This window comes from Chitinophaga sp., from assembly GCF_036569125.1.
Classification (GTDB): Bacteria; Bacteroidota; Bacteroidia; order Chitinophagales; family Chitinophagaceae; genus Chitinophaga.
The window spans coordinates 1-16,111 of record NZ_DATCRF010000245.1 but is presented as its reverse complement, the minus strand read 5'-3'; the positions used below and the strand labels follow the sequence as shown (position 1 = coordinate 16,111).

Below are 16,111 nucleotides of genomic sequence, written 5' to 3'. Positions count from 1 at the left end.
TAAATGCTATGGTGTTTGGCATTGTATTGTGTTTTACAGTTGCTTTAAAATGGTAGCTGCTATAGCGCCGGGTGTAAAGCCTTCAAAGGCCAGCACTTCGTTTAATAAACCGGGCTTAAACCAGCGTTCTTTCAGCGCCATGGGGAAGATGGCAGCCTTATGCGGCTGGTTCACCAGTGTTTCCGCTACTATGGAATACAGGCCACCGGTTTGCAAATGATCTTCTATAGTTACCAGCAGCTTGCTGTTAGTGGCACAACGGATAATACAGGCTTCATCCACCGGCTTTAAGGAACGCATGTTCACAAGCCCTACGCTCAGACCTTCTTTTTCCAGCAGCTGTTTTGCTTCCAGTACCTGGTTAAACAAAAAACCATAGGTGAGCAGGCTTACATCGGTTCCTTCACTGATAACCTCTGCCTTTCCTTTTTCAAAATCAGCATGCTTATAATTGCCCTGTTTATGATTGATGCGTACATAAGAAGGCGCATCTGATTCCCAGATGGCCGGCAGCATGCGTACCAGGTCATCTTCATCGGCCGGGCAAAATACTTCCATGCCGGGTATGCCGCGCATAATGGCTACATCTTCAATGGCCTGGTGGGTAGGGCCGTTACCGTCTGATAAAAAGCCGGGAATATAGCCGCTAAGCTTAACCGGTAAATGGGCAATGCCCACATCTGTTCTTATAAATTCATAGGCGCGCATGGTCAGGAACGGCGCCAGTGCATGCACTACGGGTATGCGGCCGCGCAGGGCCAAACCAGCTGCCATACCTATCATGGTTTGTTCAGTAATACCGGTGTCAATAAAACGTTTTCCTAAATGCTTAGGCGCGCTGCGCACCAGCGCCCTGTTCTCAGCGGTCATTACAACAAAACGTTCGTCTGCGCTGGCTGTTTGCACCAGTAATTCTTCGTAGTTCATTAGCGTACCGTTAAGCTTTCCGATTCAATAAATGCTTCCTTATTACCATGCAGCTCTTCCAGCAGCTGCAGTATTTCATTATCATTAAATGCGCAGAACCAGCGGTCAGCACGGGCTTCAATGCTGGGTAATCCTTTGCCGCGCACCGTATTGGCTATAATAACATTCACCTTGTTATCGCTAAAGGGTAATGTTTTGAACGTTGCTTCCAGCTGGCTCAGGTCATGCCCGTCCACTGTTCTTACCGCGCAGCCAAATGCTGCAAACTTATCGGCCAGGGGTTCCAGCGGAATTAATTCCTCTGTTCTGATGTTGGCCTGGAACTGGTTACGGTCTACAATAATGGTGAGGTTGTTTAACTGGTAGGCATTGGCTACCAGCAGGCTTTCCCAAACAGAACCTTCATTCAGCTCGCCGTCGCCGGTGATCACCATTACCTGGTTAGGCTGATCTTTGAGCTTACAATCCAGCGCAACGCCGGCAGCTACTGCAGGTAAATGTCCCAGTGAGCCGGAATGAAATTCCACGCCGGGAATGTTCCGGTTAGGGTGCCAGTAAACGCTGTCGGCCGTTAGCAGGTGCTGCTGCAGCCGTGCTGTTTCAATAAAGCCCAGCTCAGCCAGCGTGCCGTATAAGGCAGGTACATCATGCCCTTTGGAAAGGAACAGATAATCGCGCGCAGGGTTTTGCAGATCATCTGCATCAATATTCAGCAGCTCTGAATACAGGTACACCATCAGCTCTACGCAGGACAATGAAGCGCCTATAAAACAGCCGCCGCCTGCTGTCATGCGTATAATGTGCTCCCTTACTTTCAGTGAGCGGGCCATGAGCTCCGCCAGTTTATTTTTTGTCATACTTCAGTTTCAGGTTCAGCTTCCGGGATCTTTGTTTGATCCGGTGTAATGGTTTTCAACTCATCCAGGTGATGACGGTACCAGTTTACGCCGGCCCATTGCTGGTTAATTAAAAAAATATCTTTACGCTCTTCCAGCAGTGCAAGAATATCTGATACAGAGAAAAAAGGATTGCCTTCGTACAAAGCTTCGTACACTGCTTTTATAAATTGATAGTCTTCAGCATAATCAATGGTGAACCGGTGGTTCATGGAATGATCCACCTCCCCTTCCATCACTACATTCCCAATGCGGAACTTTTCAGGATGCTCCCATATATAAGGGGTGGTATGCTCCCTTTCCAGGGGCCGCTGCGCCTGTTTCCAGGCATTTTCCAGCACAGCAAAAGGCATGATCTCCACATCATTCCCATCCGGATAGGTGGCGGGGTGCAGGTTGCTTACATAATCATACCGCTGTTTGTGCTGTAGGTAATAGTTTATTACCCGGTCAATGACTGCAGGGTCTATAAGCGGGCAATCACTGGGGATCTTGATCACTACATCTGCCTGGTATTGCAGCGCTGCCTGGTAATGCCTGTCCAGCAGATCTGTGGCATGCCCGCGGTAACAGGGAATATCTTCGCTGATGCAGGTTATTTCAATAATATCATCTGTAACATCGGTAGTAGTAGCCACTACGATCTTTCCGGCCAATGCAGCTGCACGCATGCGCTGCACCTGCTGCACAAACAGGGGTTTGCCCATAAGCGGCATCAGCGCCTTACCGGGCAGGCGGCTGGATCCCATGCGGGTTTGTACTACTGTTACAATGTTCAGGTTATGGTGGGTATTATGCATATTGCAATTCCGGTTGTTGCAAAAAATCGGCTCTGCTGCCTTTGTGCTCTATATAACCGCGGCAAATGGCTGCTATGTTATGTGCGGATGCGCCGCCGTTCTGCAGGGGTGTTAGCCGCTTCAATGCTGCTACATCAAAATAGGAATGCACCTTTTTCCCAAGGGCAATGCCCATATATACCAGCGTTGAATATTGTGTTATCAGCTCTTCGCAATTGGCAACCATAGGCCCCGCATTCCCATCTGTATATACCAATGCTTGTGGTGCATATTGCTTTATTTCTGCAGTAGCCCTTTCCCGGTTCTCATTAGGGTGCAGCTTAAAAATAAGCTGCCGCCCGGCTGCGGTTTGCACACACTGCTTAATGAAGGCTGCTCTGTCGTCACGGCCACCCAGCTCGCGTATATCTGATGTAGCTACCATCACATAATCATGGTAAGGGAAATCATTGTTATTATGCACGGCTACATTATCGTAGTTAGGGATACCGGTAACAAAGATCCTTTCAGCATCTGTTCCGTATTTTATAAACTGCTGTTTGTACCCTTCGGAAGCAGCGCAATAAATATCACAGATGTTATTGCTGCCATTGAAAGCCGTGTTCATGGCCAGTACCGGCGGCAGCTTCAACGCGCGTACTATTTTACCCCAGGAGGTAACCGGGTCTGTCATACCTTCCTGTACAAATACTGTTTTTATTTTCCGCAGGCCTTTGGGTATCACCAGGTCTGTGCAGCATACTGCCAGGTCGTATTTATTATGATAGATGCCGCAGGCATAATCATTCCGTAAACCATGTTCGGCTATATACTTATCGGATTGCTTTTTAAAAACGCCGCCAAAGATGGTATGATTCAGCCATCCTCTTTTTACAAGCCATTTGATCATCGCATCATCACTATAGATCTGGCTGAAGAAACAATCGTATTCCGGAAGCGCGTCGGCTATCTGGTGCATTTGTGTGGTCTGGTTCAACGAACCAATCAGGAACAGGATCTTCCTTCTTGACATATTATAGGTTCTTTCACCCTGACCGTTATAGGTAAACGGCAGGTCGTACATTGCTCCATTTTAAACAACGGCTCAAACGTAGGAATTTTCGTTAATCTGTATAACGGGCGGAAGGGAAGATCACAATAAGTTAATATTGGCAGGAATGCTTAAAAGGGGGGAATTAAACTTTATATCAACCATATATCTATTCAATGGCGGCCAGGTCAAACTGTAAAACACGGAGGTCTCTTTGCAGGTTATTTGCGCTGAAAAATTCACAAAGCTGCGCTAACCTTTTCTTATTATCATATTTAAAATTCCAGCACAATTTCTGCTGGCATTCAGAACACAGGCGGTTGGGGCATGCATCGGTTTCAGATAGGGTGTTGCTGCCATTCATAACACATCGTGCAAAGGTGCAGTGATGCATGGATAGCATATGCCCGATCTCATGCGTAGCAATGTTGATAAGCCTTTGCAGGCACAGTGTAAAGTTGGCAGTATCCAGGTGTGCGCTCTCTAACCTGTAGATGGAGCTTACGCCTACCCTATCCACATATGAAGCAATGCCAAAAACATAGTTCCAGTCATCTTTCGGATACAGGTCTTTTGCCGTAATGGCCATTAATGCAATACTGTTGTTGGGTGCTTTGCCTTTAAGCAGGCTGTCTAAAACATAAGGGGCCAGCAGCTGCATGTTATCATCACCTTTTAACCGGGTAGGAATTATGCTGTCGGCCACCGCGGGTAACAATACTGTTTGCTGTTGAAAAAAGATGGCCACATACTGCTGCATTAAATGCAGCATGCTTAGCTGAAGCGGTGTAAAATTTCCGATAGGCTTTAAGTAAATAATATGGCAGCTGGCAGAAGGCCGCACCGGCTTTGCCTTTTTATATTCTTCAAAGGTTTGCCCCTTTTCTTTATGATGATAAAGCCATTCACCTTTTTGTGGAGGGTTTAGCGGAACATCGTTTGCTGCAATAGCTTTGAAGTACCCCTCTTTTGTATTACAGGAAAGGAAGATGAGTGTTATTGCAAAAAGTATTACTCTCATAGTAAACAATCAACCCACTGCTTCTTTTTTCTTCTCTTCCTCCCCCTCTACCATCCAGCGCGTTAATTTATACTTCGGGAATATTTCGTTCATCTTTCTTCCAAGCCATTTGGAAACAATTTCAAATACCAGGAAGCCGATCACAATAGAGATCACCCATTCCATAGTGCTGTAGGTATGTTTATCCACTACGGTTTTATGAGCTGTAAGTCCCCATAAATTCCGGATGCTGCGGGTAGTGAAGAAGTGCGATACCAGCCGGGTAGACGCCATCCCGATGGCAAACCCTAAAAAATTACCAATGTAGTTGTTACACACATATTCCACGAACTTCCTGGCTACCCTGCTTTTCATATAAACAAATTTTTACATACTAATCTACCACTTATTTCTGGAAATGATAGTACATAAAAAAATAATTTAGCCGGTGTTATAGATGAGTGGAGTAAAATAATAACCTTCAATGGCGTTGTTCCTCCGGGAGAAGGATATCTTTATTCAGCGGCAGCTCTGACCAGGCCCAGGTGATGCTGTATGAGCCTACTGTATCGGCAACCGGTACAGGCACGCTGGCTGCAGCCACTTTATCAGCAGCGCCGGTGCTGTCGGCCTTTACGCCTTCCAGGTCAAGATTAGCAGCCGGGATGTTTACCTTAATACCGGTTACTTTTTCATTGCTGCGTAAAAAGGCGATCTGCCCGCCATATTCATCCACCGTAAATGTATCGGCCTGCTGACGGGTAAGGGTAGCAGAACCTAAGCTGGAGCTCACAAACAGCTTACCATCTTTCACCTCCACCAGGGATTCTGTTATGCTGCTGCCTGCCGGGAAAGTGTACTTTCCGGTGTACACGGTTAATGCGGTATCCTGCGCCCATACTGAAAGCGAAAGAACAAGTCCGGCAAACAAAAAAAGATACTTCATATACTGCTGCTTTATTTTTAAGCCGGAAAATTACCTTGGCCATACGAGCGTTACAAGAAAGAACAGTAAAATTATTGTTAAACTATTGCTCCGTTTTCTTTACCACACTATTCCTGATAAGCGCAAAACCTACCGCAGCCCCGGCAAAACCCAGCAAAGCCGCTATACGCATAATTTTGCCGTAAGCCGCTATAAAGCTCTCATGGTAAAATGCCTGCACCTTTTCCTTGTCACTGCCCTTCAGCGAGGCCGGCGCCTTTGCATTGCCCAGCTCCATGGCTTGCTGCATCACCGCTTGTTTTGAGGGATCGCTCAGCCGCACGGGTATAAGCTGCTTTTGTAAAGCACCCGAAAAAAGCACTACGGCCAGCGCACCGAAAATAGCATTGGCAAAAACGCCGGAAATGCGCGACAGTGCATTATTTACACCTGAAGCAGTGCCGGAAAAATGAGGGCTCACCGCACCCATTACCGTAGCCGTAAGGGGCGCCACGGTAAATGACATGCCCAAACCTAAAATAAGGATGCCGGGAAAGAACGTAGTAAAATAAGCAGATGGCCCGGCTGTTTGTTTCACAAAAGACAACAACAGCAGGCCCAGTCCTGCCAGGGCCGGCCCGATGGTAAGCAGTAAACGGGGGCCATATTTATCAGCCAGGCTGCCGGCAAAGCGGGCTACAAATACCATTAAAATAGTAAAGGGCAAAAAGGTTAACCCGGATTGCAGCTGGTCGTAGCCCTGCACCTGTACCAAATTCAGGGAAAGGAACAGCATACCCGCGCCCAAACCCGCATACAGGAAAAAAGTAAGCAGGTTAGCGCCTGAAAACGTGAGGTTGGCAAACAGGCTTAGGGGCATCATAGGGTGTTTGCTTTTTTGCTCAATCACAATAAATACCACCAGCAATAACAGCCCCACGCCCAGCGATAAATATACCTGCCAGTGCAGCCAGCCCAGCGCGGGCATCCGCAGAAAACCAAAAGTGAACAAGGCCAGCCCCAGCATAATAGCCACGGCGCCCGCATAGTCCAGCGTGTGATCTGCATCCTCATCCCGGTTCTCTTTTACCAGCTTCCAGAGAATGATCAGCGCTGCAATACCAATAGGCACATTAATAAAAAAGATATAACGCCAGTAGCCGGCATCTGCCAAAGCGCCCCCCAGCACCGGCCCACCCAGGGTCACCACCGTTGTAAAGGCCGACCAGGTACCAATGGCCTTGCCCCGCTCCTTTTCATGAATGGAGGAAGATATGAGCGCAAGACTACCCGGTATCATCAGCGCACCGCCAATGCCCTGTAACATCCTGAAAATAATTAACAGCGTTACATCCCCGGCAACGCCGCAGGCAGCTGAACCGGCAATGAAAATAAAAATGCCGGCCATAAAGATCTTCTTACGCCCCAGCTTATCGCCCAAAGAGCCGCCGATCAGCATTAAGGCAGAGAGCATTAAAAGATAAGCGTTCAGGATCCAGAACAGGTCTGTACCGCTGGCATCCAAACTTTTTTGAATGGAAGGCAATACCACGTTTAACGCCGTAGCATCAATAAAAGCCATTGCAGAAGCCATGATGGTTGACACCATGATCCATTTGCCGGCCGGGCTGGACAGAGATACTGTTTCCATGGGAGGTTTTTAGCGGGTATCTATAAAGTTAACGTGCTTATGATATAAAACAACTTCTCTTGCTAACATAGATGCGGGGGTATTTAAAAAATATTTTCCTGTTGATGTCCAATTCGCCTTTTCCCGGTCATTATTCAGGTATAAACACGATCAATAACCTTTAAATCAATACAAAATGGAACAACGTATCAATGCATTTGTAAAAGGACAGGCAGCTATGAAATCTTTATACGGCATAGGCATGTACCTGGCAAAATCCTCCATAGAAGAGCGGCTGCGGAATTTAATTTACTTCAGGGTATCGCAGGTGAATGGCTGCGCCTATTGCCTGGATATGCACTCCAAAGACCTGCGCGCAGCCGGTGAAACCGAACAGCGTTTATACATGCTGGATGCCTGGCGCGAATCGCCGGTTTACACCCAACGCGAACGCGCAGCCCTGGCCTGGGCTGAATCCGTTACCAGCCTTCACGAAGGGCATGTGCCGGATGAAGTGTATGAACAGGCTCATTCCGAATTTTCTGAAGAAGAGCTGATTGACCTTACCCTGGCCGTAATAGCCATCAACAGCTATAACCGTATTAATGTAGCCTTCCGCACCGCTGCAGGATCTTATGAGCCCGGCCAGCATGCAGTAGCTGCGAAATAGTATTTAATTGTATATTCAATCACCTGTAAAAAATAAACCAATGAAAGATTTCATGTTAATTTTCCGCCAGCCCAGCTATGACTATAGCAATCTATCGCCCAATGAAATGCAAACCCTTTCCAAAAAATGGCAGGACTGGGTAGGCGGTGTTGCCGCACAGGGAAAGTTAAAGGCCACGGGCCAGCGCCTTTCTTCAGAAGGCAAAGTGCTGAAAGCAGGCGGTGTAATTACCGACGGTCCTTTTGTGGAGATCAGGGAACGTTTAGGCAGCTTCATGATCGTAAAAGCCGATAACCTGGACGAAGCCACTACCCTGGCGCATGGCTGTCCTGCGCTGGATTACAATGGCAGCGTGGAAATAAGGGAGATCGTTTAATTTATAAGAATGTAAAATCTTAAATGATGAATGTAAAAGTAAAATGCAGCGGTACCCCTATTGGTTAATCTTTGCTGCATTTTATTTTACATTTTAAATTTTACATTTATGATTTTACATTCTTTTAGCCCATGCTTTATGGAAAAAGAACACACGCCGTTAAAACATTTATTCCAGCAGGAATTTTCCAAAATGGTAGCTGTTATCAGCAAGCTGTTTGGCCTGCAGCATATTGAAATAGCGGAAGACATTGTAAGCGAAACTTTTTTGCAGGCCACAGAAACCTGGGGTGATAAAGGCATACCTCCCAACCCCACTGCATGGCTGTATGCCGTAGCCAAACAAAAAACGCTGTACCATTTCAGGCGCAATAAAATATTTGAAGAAAAGGTAATGCCGGCGCTCAGTGCCGTACAGGAAACTACACAGGAAATGGATGCACTGGACTTTTCGCAGCAGAACATACAGGACAGCCAGCTGCAAATGCTGTTTGCCATCTGTACGCCGGCCATTGCCAGCGAAGCCCAGATAGGACTGGCCTTACGCATCCTTTGCGGTTTTGGGATAGATGAAATTGCAGAAGCATTCCTGTCAAACAAAGAAACCATTAACAAACGTTTATTCCGCGCCAAAGAAAAGCTGCGCGCAGAAAATATAAAGATGGAACTGCCGCCGGAAAATGAAATTGTACAACGGCTGGATAATGTGCTGCATATTATTTACCTGCTTTTCAGCGAAGGATACTATTCTAAAACCAGCAACCAGACCTTGCAGAAAGACCTTTGTTTTGAAGCCCTGCGCCTGGGCGTTATGCTCACCGCTTACGAGCGTACCAATCTGCCGCAAACCAATGCGCTGCTGGCGCTCATGTGTTTTCATGCCTCCCGTTTTGAAGCCCGTGAAACAAATGACGATACTGTTATACTCTACGAACAGCAGAACGAAGCCCTGTGGGATACGGCCCTCATTAACCAGGGCATGCATTTTTTACACGTGGCTGCACAGGGAAATGAGCTCAGCTCTTACCACCTGGAAGCCAGCATTGCGTACTGGCATTGCACCAAAGAAGATACCCCTGAGAAATGGGAGAACATCCTGCAATTGTACAACCAGCTGCTAACCATCAACTACTCCCCCAGCGTAGCCCTGAACCGCACCTTTGCCCTGTACAAGGCCAATGGCGCAGCAGCAGCTATTGCAGAAGCGGAAAAGCTACGGCTGGATAATAACCACTTTTATTTTCTGCTGCTGGGCGAGCTGTATAAGCATACGGATCCTGCAAAAGCCATCGCCCATCTTCAAACGGCATATACCTTAGCCAAAACACAAACGGAAAAACAAGGCATCCGGGAAAAAATAGAGGCCCTCCGCTAACCCATGTACATATCCGGATAAAGCGCTTATCTTAGTGCACAACAAACCTGCACCACGGGGTTTTTAAACATTTATCCATTACACAATGAAACGCTACGTCATCATCATCACAGCGGCTGTTCTGGGCGCCTGTCAACAGCCTGCGGGCACACCGCAACAACAGGAAAACCAAACAGCTCTCAACCTTAGCGGCCGCAAAGTAACGGTATATACTACCGCAGACAGTACCAATTACCGCATTACGGCCACGGGCACACTAAGTTTTGAGGATCTGCCTCAACCGCTTGAAACACAGCCCTGCATTTTTGTAGATCCGCAAACCACCTTCCAGCAATTTGAAGGCATTGGCGGCGCGCTTACAGATGCAGCGGCAGAAACCTTTGCCAAACTGCCCAAACCGGAACAGGACTCCCTGCTGGCTGCGTATTACGATACTGCCAAGGGTATTGGTTACACCATTGGCAGGACCAACATTCACAGCTGCGACTTTTCCAGCGATTCCTACACTTATATCAAGGAAGGCGACAGCACCCTGAGCACCTTTAGCCTGGCGCATGATGAGCAGTTTAAGATACCGCTTATTAAAAAGGCCATTACTGCAGCAGGCGGCAAGCTGCCCTTGCTGGTGAGCCCCTGGAGCCCGCCGGCCTTTATGAAAGATAATAACAGCATGCTGGGTGGCGGTAAGCTGCTGCCCGCTCACCGGCAAAACTGGGCCAACTATGTAGTGAAGTTCATTAAAGCCTTTGAAGAAAAAGGTATCCCGGTATGGGGCCTTACCGTGCAAAATGAGCCCATGGCCAAACAAAAATGGGAGTCCTGCATTTTCACTGCAGAAGAAGAAAGGGATTATATTAAAAGCTTCCTGGGCCCTACGCTGCAAAAGAATGGATTGGAAAGCAAAAAGCTGATCGCCTGGGATCATAACCGCGATCTTATTTTCCAGCGCGCCACCACTATCCTGGAAGATGCAGCAGCTGCCAAATACGTATGGGGCATAGGTTTTCACTGGTATGAAACCTGGACCGGCGGCGATATGCAGTTTGATAACCTGCGGCTGGTGAACCAGGCCTTCCCCGATAAGCACCTGGTATTCACGGAAGGCTGCAAAGAAAAATTCAGCATGGATAGTGTGAACAACTGGAGCCTGGGCGAACGTTACGGCCATTCCATGATCAATGATTTTAACAATGGCACCGTAGCCTGGATTGACTGGAACCTGCTGCTGGATGAGCATGGCGGTCCTAACCATGTAGGCAATTTTTGCTTTGCACCCGTACATGCAGATACGCAGAATGGCAAGCTCATTTATACCAATGCTTACTGGTACATCGGGCACTTCTCTAAATTCATACGCCCCGGCGCTAAACGTATTGGCGCCGCTGCCAGCCGCTGGCTGCTGCAAACAACCGCATTTCAGAATACGGATGGCAGCATAGTGGTAGTAGTAATGAACACCTCTGCTCAAAAGATCCCTTTCCAGCTGTGGATCAAAGGGAAAGCAGCCGGTACGGAGAGTTTGCCGCATTCGATTATGACGCTGGTGTTGTAAGGCATGATTTGCTATAATTATAACGGGCTCGCGCGTTAGTACGTGCGGGCCCTTGTATTTTAAACCCGGTACGATTTTTCCGCACATACCTCCATAAACACAATCACCATGAAAAATTCCCCCAGAGAATACGCAAAAATAGCCGGCGCCAGCGCCGTTGCCGGCTCAAGATCCATGCTGGCGCCGGCTTTAGCCAACCCGGATAATAAGCTGCTAACCGTTATGGCTGTTATGGAAATGTGTGGAGATAAAGTACCGGGTGTGGGCGACCGCATTGCTATGCCCGGCCTCATAGGCCGTGGTATTTCGGGCGCTATCACCGGTGCTGCGCTCAGCCGCCGCAGGCATAAAGATCCCTGGCTGGGCGGCCTGCTAGGCGCTGCCGGGGCACTGGCGCTAACCTATCTTACCTTTTATGCCCGCAAACAATTAGTAAAAAGAACCGGCCTGCCCGACCCATTGGCAGGGCTTTTGGAAGATGTGCTGATGATAGCTGCCGGGAAAAAATTGCTGGCGAAATAAGATCGTATTACATTTATCTTACGATTATACTTATCTTAGGCAAAATAATCTACAGCTTATGTCACTACTGAATAACAACAACAAAAAGGGAAAAAAGGACAAAAAGCAAACGCCCAACGCCATTCCCGGGGCTACCAATTTTATGAAACCGAATAAAGCAGCCGGTAATACTAAAAAACCAATGCGCACCGGCGGCACCCGTGGCAGCTGATTGTACTATCAACGCCCAACAGCCCGTTTGGCAAAGGATACAAAGGAAAAGGCCGGAATCACTTCCAGCCTTTTCTTCTTTATAAAACCTATTATGCAGGGGTTATCAGTTCTGTAATATCCACTGGCTGCTCTCAAAAAAATCCGGCACCGCCGTACATTGTGCAAACCCGCCCTGGTTTTCCACGTTCAGGTAAGTATTCTGCCATTCATTCTTCAACCGTACATTACCGTTATAAGTTTCCAGCTTCCAGTAGCTGCTATAGTATGTATTAGGCACATCCGTACTTTCGGCATAGGGGTACAGGTGCTCAATATTTAAATAGTGATTGGTAGCCAGGTTCTTAAACCGGGTATGCCCGTTCACCGTTTCCTGCACCCACCGGTACTGGTTGCCGCTATTGCCGGCGCTGTATTTCACCTGGCCGTTGTCTTCATACAAATAGGTACCTAGCCATTTGTTTTTGATAAGCACACCGGTTGGCGGGGGATTGCTGCCCCCCAGGGTATTCAACAGGTTCTCTGCCTGGCTTACCTGTAAATTGGCCAGGTAGGTAAACACCTGGTTCAGCTGCTGCTGTATGCTGCCATTGCCTGCGTATTGCTTGCGCGCATTATACAGGCGGCTTACCAGCTCCAGCTCATGCTGTCCATAGGGTATGCCCAGCTTTTGCTGCATAATGGTAAGGAAAGAATAGCCATATTCGTCCGTAGGTTCTATGATAGTACCTTCCCCGTAATCATTCCAGGTAGCAAATTGAATAATGTTCACGCTGGAGCTTAAAGCCTTATCCAACATGGCAGAGAAGGTGCCGGTTCCGTTAAACGGTATTTGCCAGGTAGGGCCATCCGCGCCACCGGCTGCGTAAAAGGAATTGAAACCCGGATATACTACGCCAATGGACAAGGGAAAGCTGCCGGCCTGCGCATAGTAATTATTTACCACCGTGGGATGATCCTGGTAGATCCAGGGAAACTCGCCACCAGCATTATTACTGCCTACCTGATTGGTAAAACCATATAAGGGGATCACTTTCGGGCGTGGATTTAATCCGTTCAGGATCACATCCCATTCCGCAGGCTGGTGAAAGGTTATAGGCCCAAAGTTCAGCACCACCGGCGCATTATTGGTTTTCAGATAATTACTTTGGTTAAAATAATTGCTTTGCATGTAGGTAAAATCGCCATGCGCATCAGCGGCCATGCCAGGGTCCCAGTTACGGTCCTCATGCACAATGCCAAATTGCAGCCCTACGGCGCCCAGCTTATTGATCAGGGCATTGGAGTTGGCAAGGTTATCCGGATAGTCGTACCGCTGGCGGGTTCCCGGCCAGTCAATAAACACGCCATCTGCACCGGCATACTTCATTAAAAGCAGCTGGTATTCAATAATATCCGGATCGCCGGAAGCATAAGGTCCTGTTTTGGGATAATAATAAGCTGCAATTTGCCTTTTCCCGTTCACGATCACATCGGGGTTGCGGGTATTCATTTTCCAGTGATAGCCCCAGGCGCCACGGGAGGCAGGTGTTTCAAACCAGGGCATCCAGTGAATGAATATTTTTTTAGCGGTGCTTTTAGGAATAGCCACTGCGCTGGCAGATACGCCGGCGAGCGCACTGCGGCCTTGTAAAAGATCATTTTGCTGCAGGGATTTATTACACCCGAACAGCAGTAGTGCACAACAGCAGAAACAGATAAGGGTTCTCATGTAAAAAGATATTTAGTTAGTGGAATAAGGCGCTGCCGCCCTTGAATAAGTGAACAGGTTTTCAGATATGTATGAATAGGTTTTCAGGGATGGAAAATAGGCAGATGCCGCATGCCTGCATAATAATATCTGCAAAATATAATAGTAACGGAGATCAGCTTGTAAACGAACAGCTGGCAATCAAGGGGTTGGGAAATGGGAGGTATGGGAAAAATATAACGGGGTTAACAGCATTTTAAACAGGCGGCTGCTCCCATCCCCGGGGAGCAGCCGCTCTATACTTACTCGCTCCAGGGTGAATGCAGGATCTCATCGCAAAAATTCTTACGCTTAAAACCGGGGATCATGAAAGCGCATACATCGGCCTTAATATTGCCGTAAGTGGTATCTGTTTTATGCGCAAACCCGCTGAAAAAAGTGGGAATGATCTTTTGCTTAAAATTATCCCGCGGGAAAGCGCTCACAATAGCTTCCCGGTCCTCAGCAGATAAATGTTCATACCCTTTTCCCACTACATCCAGGCCCACACCGGCATTCAGCAAGGCCACCTCCGGCTCCTTATGTTCTGCAATACCAATGGTGGTATGTAAGGCAATGCTATCCCATACCAGCTGCAGGGAAGCCGGCGGCAGGCCATGGCCTTTCAGGAAATCGCGGGCCGCATTAGCCCCATCTACTTCAAAACGTTTATCAGGGCTGCTGTAATGCGGCACCAGGCCCAGGTCGTGAAATACGGCGCTTACATATAGCAGCTCCGTATCGTATTTTATTCCGCGGCGCTGCCCGTTGAGGGAGGAAAATAAGAATACCCGCAAAGAATGGTTGTAAATAAACTCTGTACCATGGTCCAGTAACAATTCCGTGGCTTGCTGCGCGATGGTGCTGTCGGGCAGTGTGATACCCGCTACAGACCTGTGTTTCAAAACTGACATAACATTAATTTTTGCATTCAAAATTATGCCCGTTCTGCCCGCAGGTAAATATCAAAAACAACGTATCAGATACCAATTTCTGCAAACTGCTTTTTATAGGCAGCGGGCGACTGGCTGGTATTTTTCTTAAAGAAGTTACTGAACTGGTAAGGGGTAGCAAAGTTCAGGGAAAAGGATATTTCCTTAATAGGCTGTTCGGAGAATTGCAGCAGGCGCTGGGCTTCCACTATCAGCCGGTGGTTGATGAGCTCTTTGGCGCCTTCACCGCCATACTGTTTGCATACCTCCGTAAGCTTGCGTGTGCTAAGGCCCAGCTTTTTCGCATAGGCGGCAACGTTATGCTGCCGGTGATATTCCTGGTTCACCAGCTCCAGAAAACGCTGGTACAGCCGGTAATCATGGTTATGGGTGCTGAGGGTTAACAGTGACCTGAGGTTGGCTGCCTTAATAATAATGATCTTTAAAAAAGCTGCCAGCACATCCGGCTTGTTGGAGTAATTACCGGCCTGGTATTCTTCCAGCAGGTGCTGCATCAGTTTAGTGAGGGAGGCGCCGGCATCATCATCCAGTACCAGCAGCTGCTGCAGCCGGGCGTTATTAAACAAAGTGGCTTTGCAGTTACGCGCGCTGGCAGGTGTTCTTTCCCAAAAGGCATCGCTGAAGCTTAATACATAACCCTGAAGAAGATGGTTGTTCAGCACCTGGTACATTTGCCCGGCAGCCATTAGCAGCAGCTGCCCCGGAGCAATGGTATAAACGGTACCGTCAATATTCATAGTGCCTTCACCACCGGTTACCCATACCATCATGTGGTAAGGATTGCGGTAGCTGTTATCAAGCATAAAAATTTGGGGGTGCAGTTCCCGAATATCAAAAGCCAGGTCCTGCATATGCCTGGCAGCTGCTAACTCCTGGATCTTCATGTTAAGATTTATACCGCAAAGTTACATCATAGCTCATCCTCTTTGGCCAGGCGCAGTAATTTCTCTATGCTGATGATGGCAATCTCTTTATCGGTAATGCTGATAATGCGGTCCTGCACCAGCTCACTCAGGGTGCGGAACACCGTTTCATAGGTAGCGCCGGTATAGGCGGCCAGGTCGTTCCGGCTGATCTTCATATTCAATACACCATCGGTATTAAAGCCAAACTTGCCGTGCAGTAATAATAAGGCATTGGCCACACGCCCTTTTACCGACATATGCGCCAGGTTGCGCATGTGCCTTTCAGATTCCTGCAGCTCGCTGGCGTAAAACAGCATCAGCTCATATAAAAAGGTATGGTTCACCTGCAGGCTGGCCTGGAAAAAGGCCATATCCACATAACAAATGGTCACCGGTTCCAGCGCAGTGGCGGATATAGGGTATACCAGCTCCTGTCCTACCCCGCGGTGCCCTACAATATCGCCCTTTTGGGCAAACCGTACGATCAGCTCCTTATCCTTACCCCAGTGTTTATGCACCTTTACCTTTCCTGCATATACGAAATAAATGCCCGTTACCTTATCGCCTTCCTTAAAAAGCATTTCACCCTTTTTAAGGGAAAAGTTACGGCGG

General features: G+C 47.9%; 18 protein-coding genes. 6 read left to right on the top strand and 12 right to left on the bottom strand.

Annotation, left to right across the window (positions count from 1 at the left end; all coding sequences use genetic code 11):
- Positions 1-33: 33 nt before the first annotated feature.
- From VIM87_RS09010 to VIM87_RS08975, 8 genes are all read right to left on the bottom strand, one after another.
- Positions 34-927 carry a transketolase family protein gene (locus VIM87_RS09010; RefSeq protein ID WP_331996664.1) on the bottom strand — a complete coding sequence of 298 codons (894 nt, stop codon included), beginning with the start codon at positions 925-927 and terminating at the stop codon, positions 34-36.
- Entirely contained in the window at positions 927-1,784 is an 858-nt protein-coding gene (locus VIM87_RS09005; RefSeq protein ID WP_331996663.1) for a transketolase, read from the bottom strand. Before VIM87_RS09005 ends, VIM87_RS09010 begins: the two co-directional genes overlap by 1 nt.
- A complete protein-coding gene (locus tag VIM87_RS09000; RefSeq protein WP_331996662.1) occupies positions 1,781-2,623 on the bottom strand; it encodes a glycosyltransferase family protein in 843 nt (280 codons plus the stop codon). Before VIM87_RS09000 ends, VIM87_RS09005 begins: the two co-directional genes overlap by 4 nt.
- Positions 2,616-3,686 (bottom strand): hypothetical protein, encoded by a 1,071-nt coding sequence (locus VIM87_RS08995; protein WP_331996661.1) that lies wholly within the window; start codon positions 3,684-3,686, stop codon positions 2,616-2,618. Before VIM87_RS08995 ends, VIM87_RS09000 begins: the two co-directional genes overlap by 8 nt.
- A 136-nt stretch (positions 3,687-3,822) precedes the next feature.
- Positions 3,823-4,674: an archaemetzincin gene (locus tag VIM87_RS08990; RefSeq protein ID WP_331996660.1), complete on the bottom strand. Its 852-nt coding sequence runs from the start codon at positions 4,672-4,674 to the stop codon at positions 3,823-3,825.
- Positions 4,675-4,683: 9 nt separating this feature from the next.
- Positions 4,684-5,028, bottom strand: a complete 345-nt coding sequence (locus tag VIM87_RS08985; RefSeq protein WP_331996659.1) for a hypothetical protein — start codon at positions 5,026-5,028, stop codon at positions 4,684-4,686.
- A gap of 106 nt (positions 5,029-5,134) precedes the next feature.
- Positions 5,135-5,599, bottom strand: a complete 465-nt coding sequence (locus VIM87_RS08980) for a hypothetical protein (protein WP_331996658.1) — start codon at positions 5,597-5,599, stop codon at positions 5,135-5,137.
- A gap of 82 nt (positions 5,600-5,681) precedes the next feature.
- Complete coding sequence (locus VIM87_RS08975; RefSeq protein ID WP_331996657.1) at positions 5,682-7,229, bottom strand: MFS transporter; 1,548 nt, start codon at positions 7,227-7,229, stop codon at positions 5,682-5,684.
- A gap of 175 nt (positions 7,230-7,404) precedes the next feature.
- Here VIM87_RS08975 and VIM87_RS08970 point away from each other — a divergent pair, with 175 nt between their 5' ends.
- From VIM87_RS08970 to VIM87_RS08945, 6 genes are all read left to right on the top strand, one after another.
- Positions 7,405-7,878, top strand: coding sequence for a carboxymuconolactone decarboxylase family protein (locus VIM87_RS08970; protein WP_331996656.1), 474 nt, complete (start codon positions 7,405-7,407; stop codon positions 7,876-7,878).
- A 40-nt stretch (positions 7,879-7,918) separates the two neighbouring features.
- A complete protein-coding gene (locus tag VIM87_RS08965; RefSeq protein WP_331996655.1) occupies positions 7,919-8,254 on the top strand; it encodes a YciI family protein in 336 nt (111 codons plus the stop codon).
- Positions 8,255-8,392: 138 nt separating this feature from the next.
- Entirely contained in the window at positions 8,393-9,628 is a 1,236-nt protein-coding gene (locus tag VIM87_RS08960; protein ID WP_331996654.1) for an RNA polymerase sigma factor, read from the top strand.
- A gap of 85 nt (positions 9,629-9,713) precedes the next feature.
- The gene (locus VIM87_RS08955) at positions 9,714-11,180 is read left to right on the top strand and encodes a glycoside hydrolase family 30 protein (RefSeq protein ID WP_331996653.1); all 1,467 of its coding nucleotides are present in this window, start codon (positions 9,714-9,716) and stop codon (positions 11,178-11,180) included.
- A 108-nt stretch (positions 11,181-11,288) separates the two neighbouring features.
- A complete protein-coding gene (locus VIM87_RS08950; RefSeq protein ID WP_331996652.1) occupies positions 11,289-11,702 on the top strand; it encodes a DUF4126 family protein in 414 nt (137 codons plus the stop codon).
- A 58-nt stretch (positions 11,703-11,760) separates the two neighbouring features.
- The gene (locus tag VIM87_RS08945) at positions 11,761-11,913 is read left to right on the top strand and encodes a hypothetical protein (RefSeq protein ID WP_331996651.1); all 153 of its coding nucleotides are present in this window, start codon (positions 11,761-11,763) and stop codon (positions 11,911-11,913) included.
- A 105-nt stretch (positions 11,914-12,018) separates the two neighbouring features.
- On the opposite strand, the gene VIM87_RS08940 is transcribed toward VIM87_RS08945, so the two are convergent.
- From VIM87_RS08940 to VIM87_RS08925, 4 genes are all read right to left on the bottom strand, one after another.
- Positions 12,019-13,623 carry a glycoside hydrolase family 71/99-like protein gene (locus VIM87_RS08940; RefSeq protein ID WP_331996650.1) on the bottom strand — a complete coding sequence of 535 codons (1,605 nt, stop codon included), beginning with the start codon at positions 13,621-13,623 and terminating at the stop codon, positions 12,019-12,021.
- Positions 13,624-13,904: 281 nt separating this feature from the next.
- Positions 13,905-14,555 carry an HD domain-containing protein gene (locus VIM87_RS08935; RefSeq protein WP_331996649.1) on the bottom strand — a complete coding sequence of 217 codons (651 nt, stop codon included), beginning with the start codon at positions 14,553-14,555 and terminating at the stop codon, positions 13,905-13,907.
- A gap of 65 nt (positions 14,556-14,620) precedes the next feature.
- Positions 14,621-15,478, bottom strand: a complete 858-nt coding sequence (locus VIM87_RS08930) for an AraC family transcriptional regulator (protein ID WP_331996648.1) — start codon at positions 15,476-15,478, stop codon at positions 14,621-14,623.
- 26 nt (positions 15,479-15,504) lie between these two features.
- Positions 15,505-16,111: Crp/Fnr family transcriptional regulator (locus VIM87_RS08925; protein WP_331996647.1), on the bottom strand; the 607-nt coding region annotated here is incomplete at its 5' end.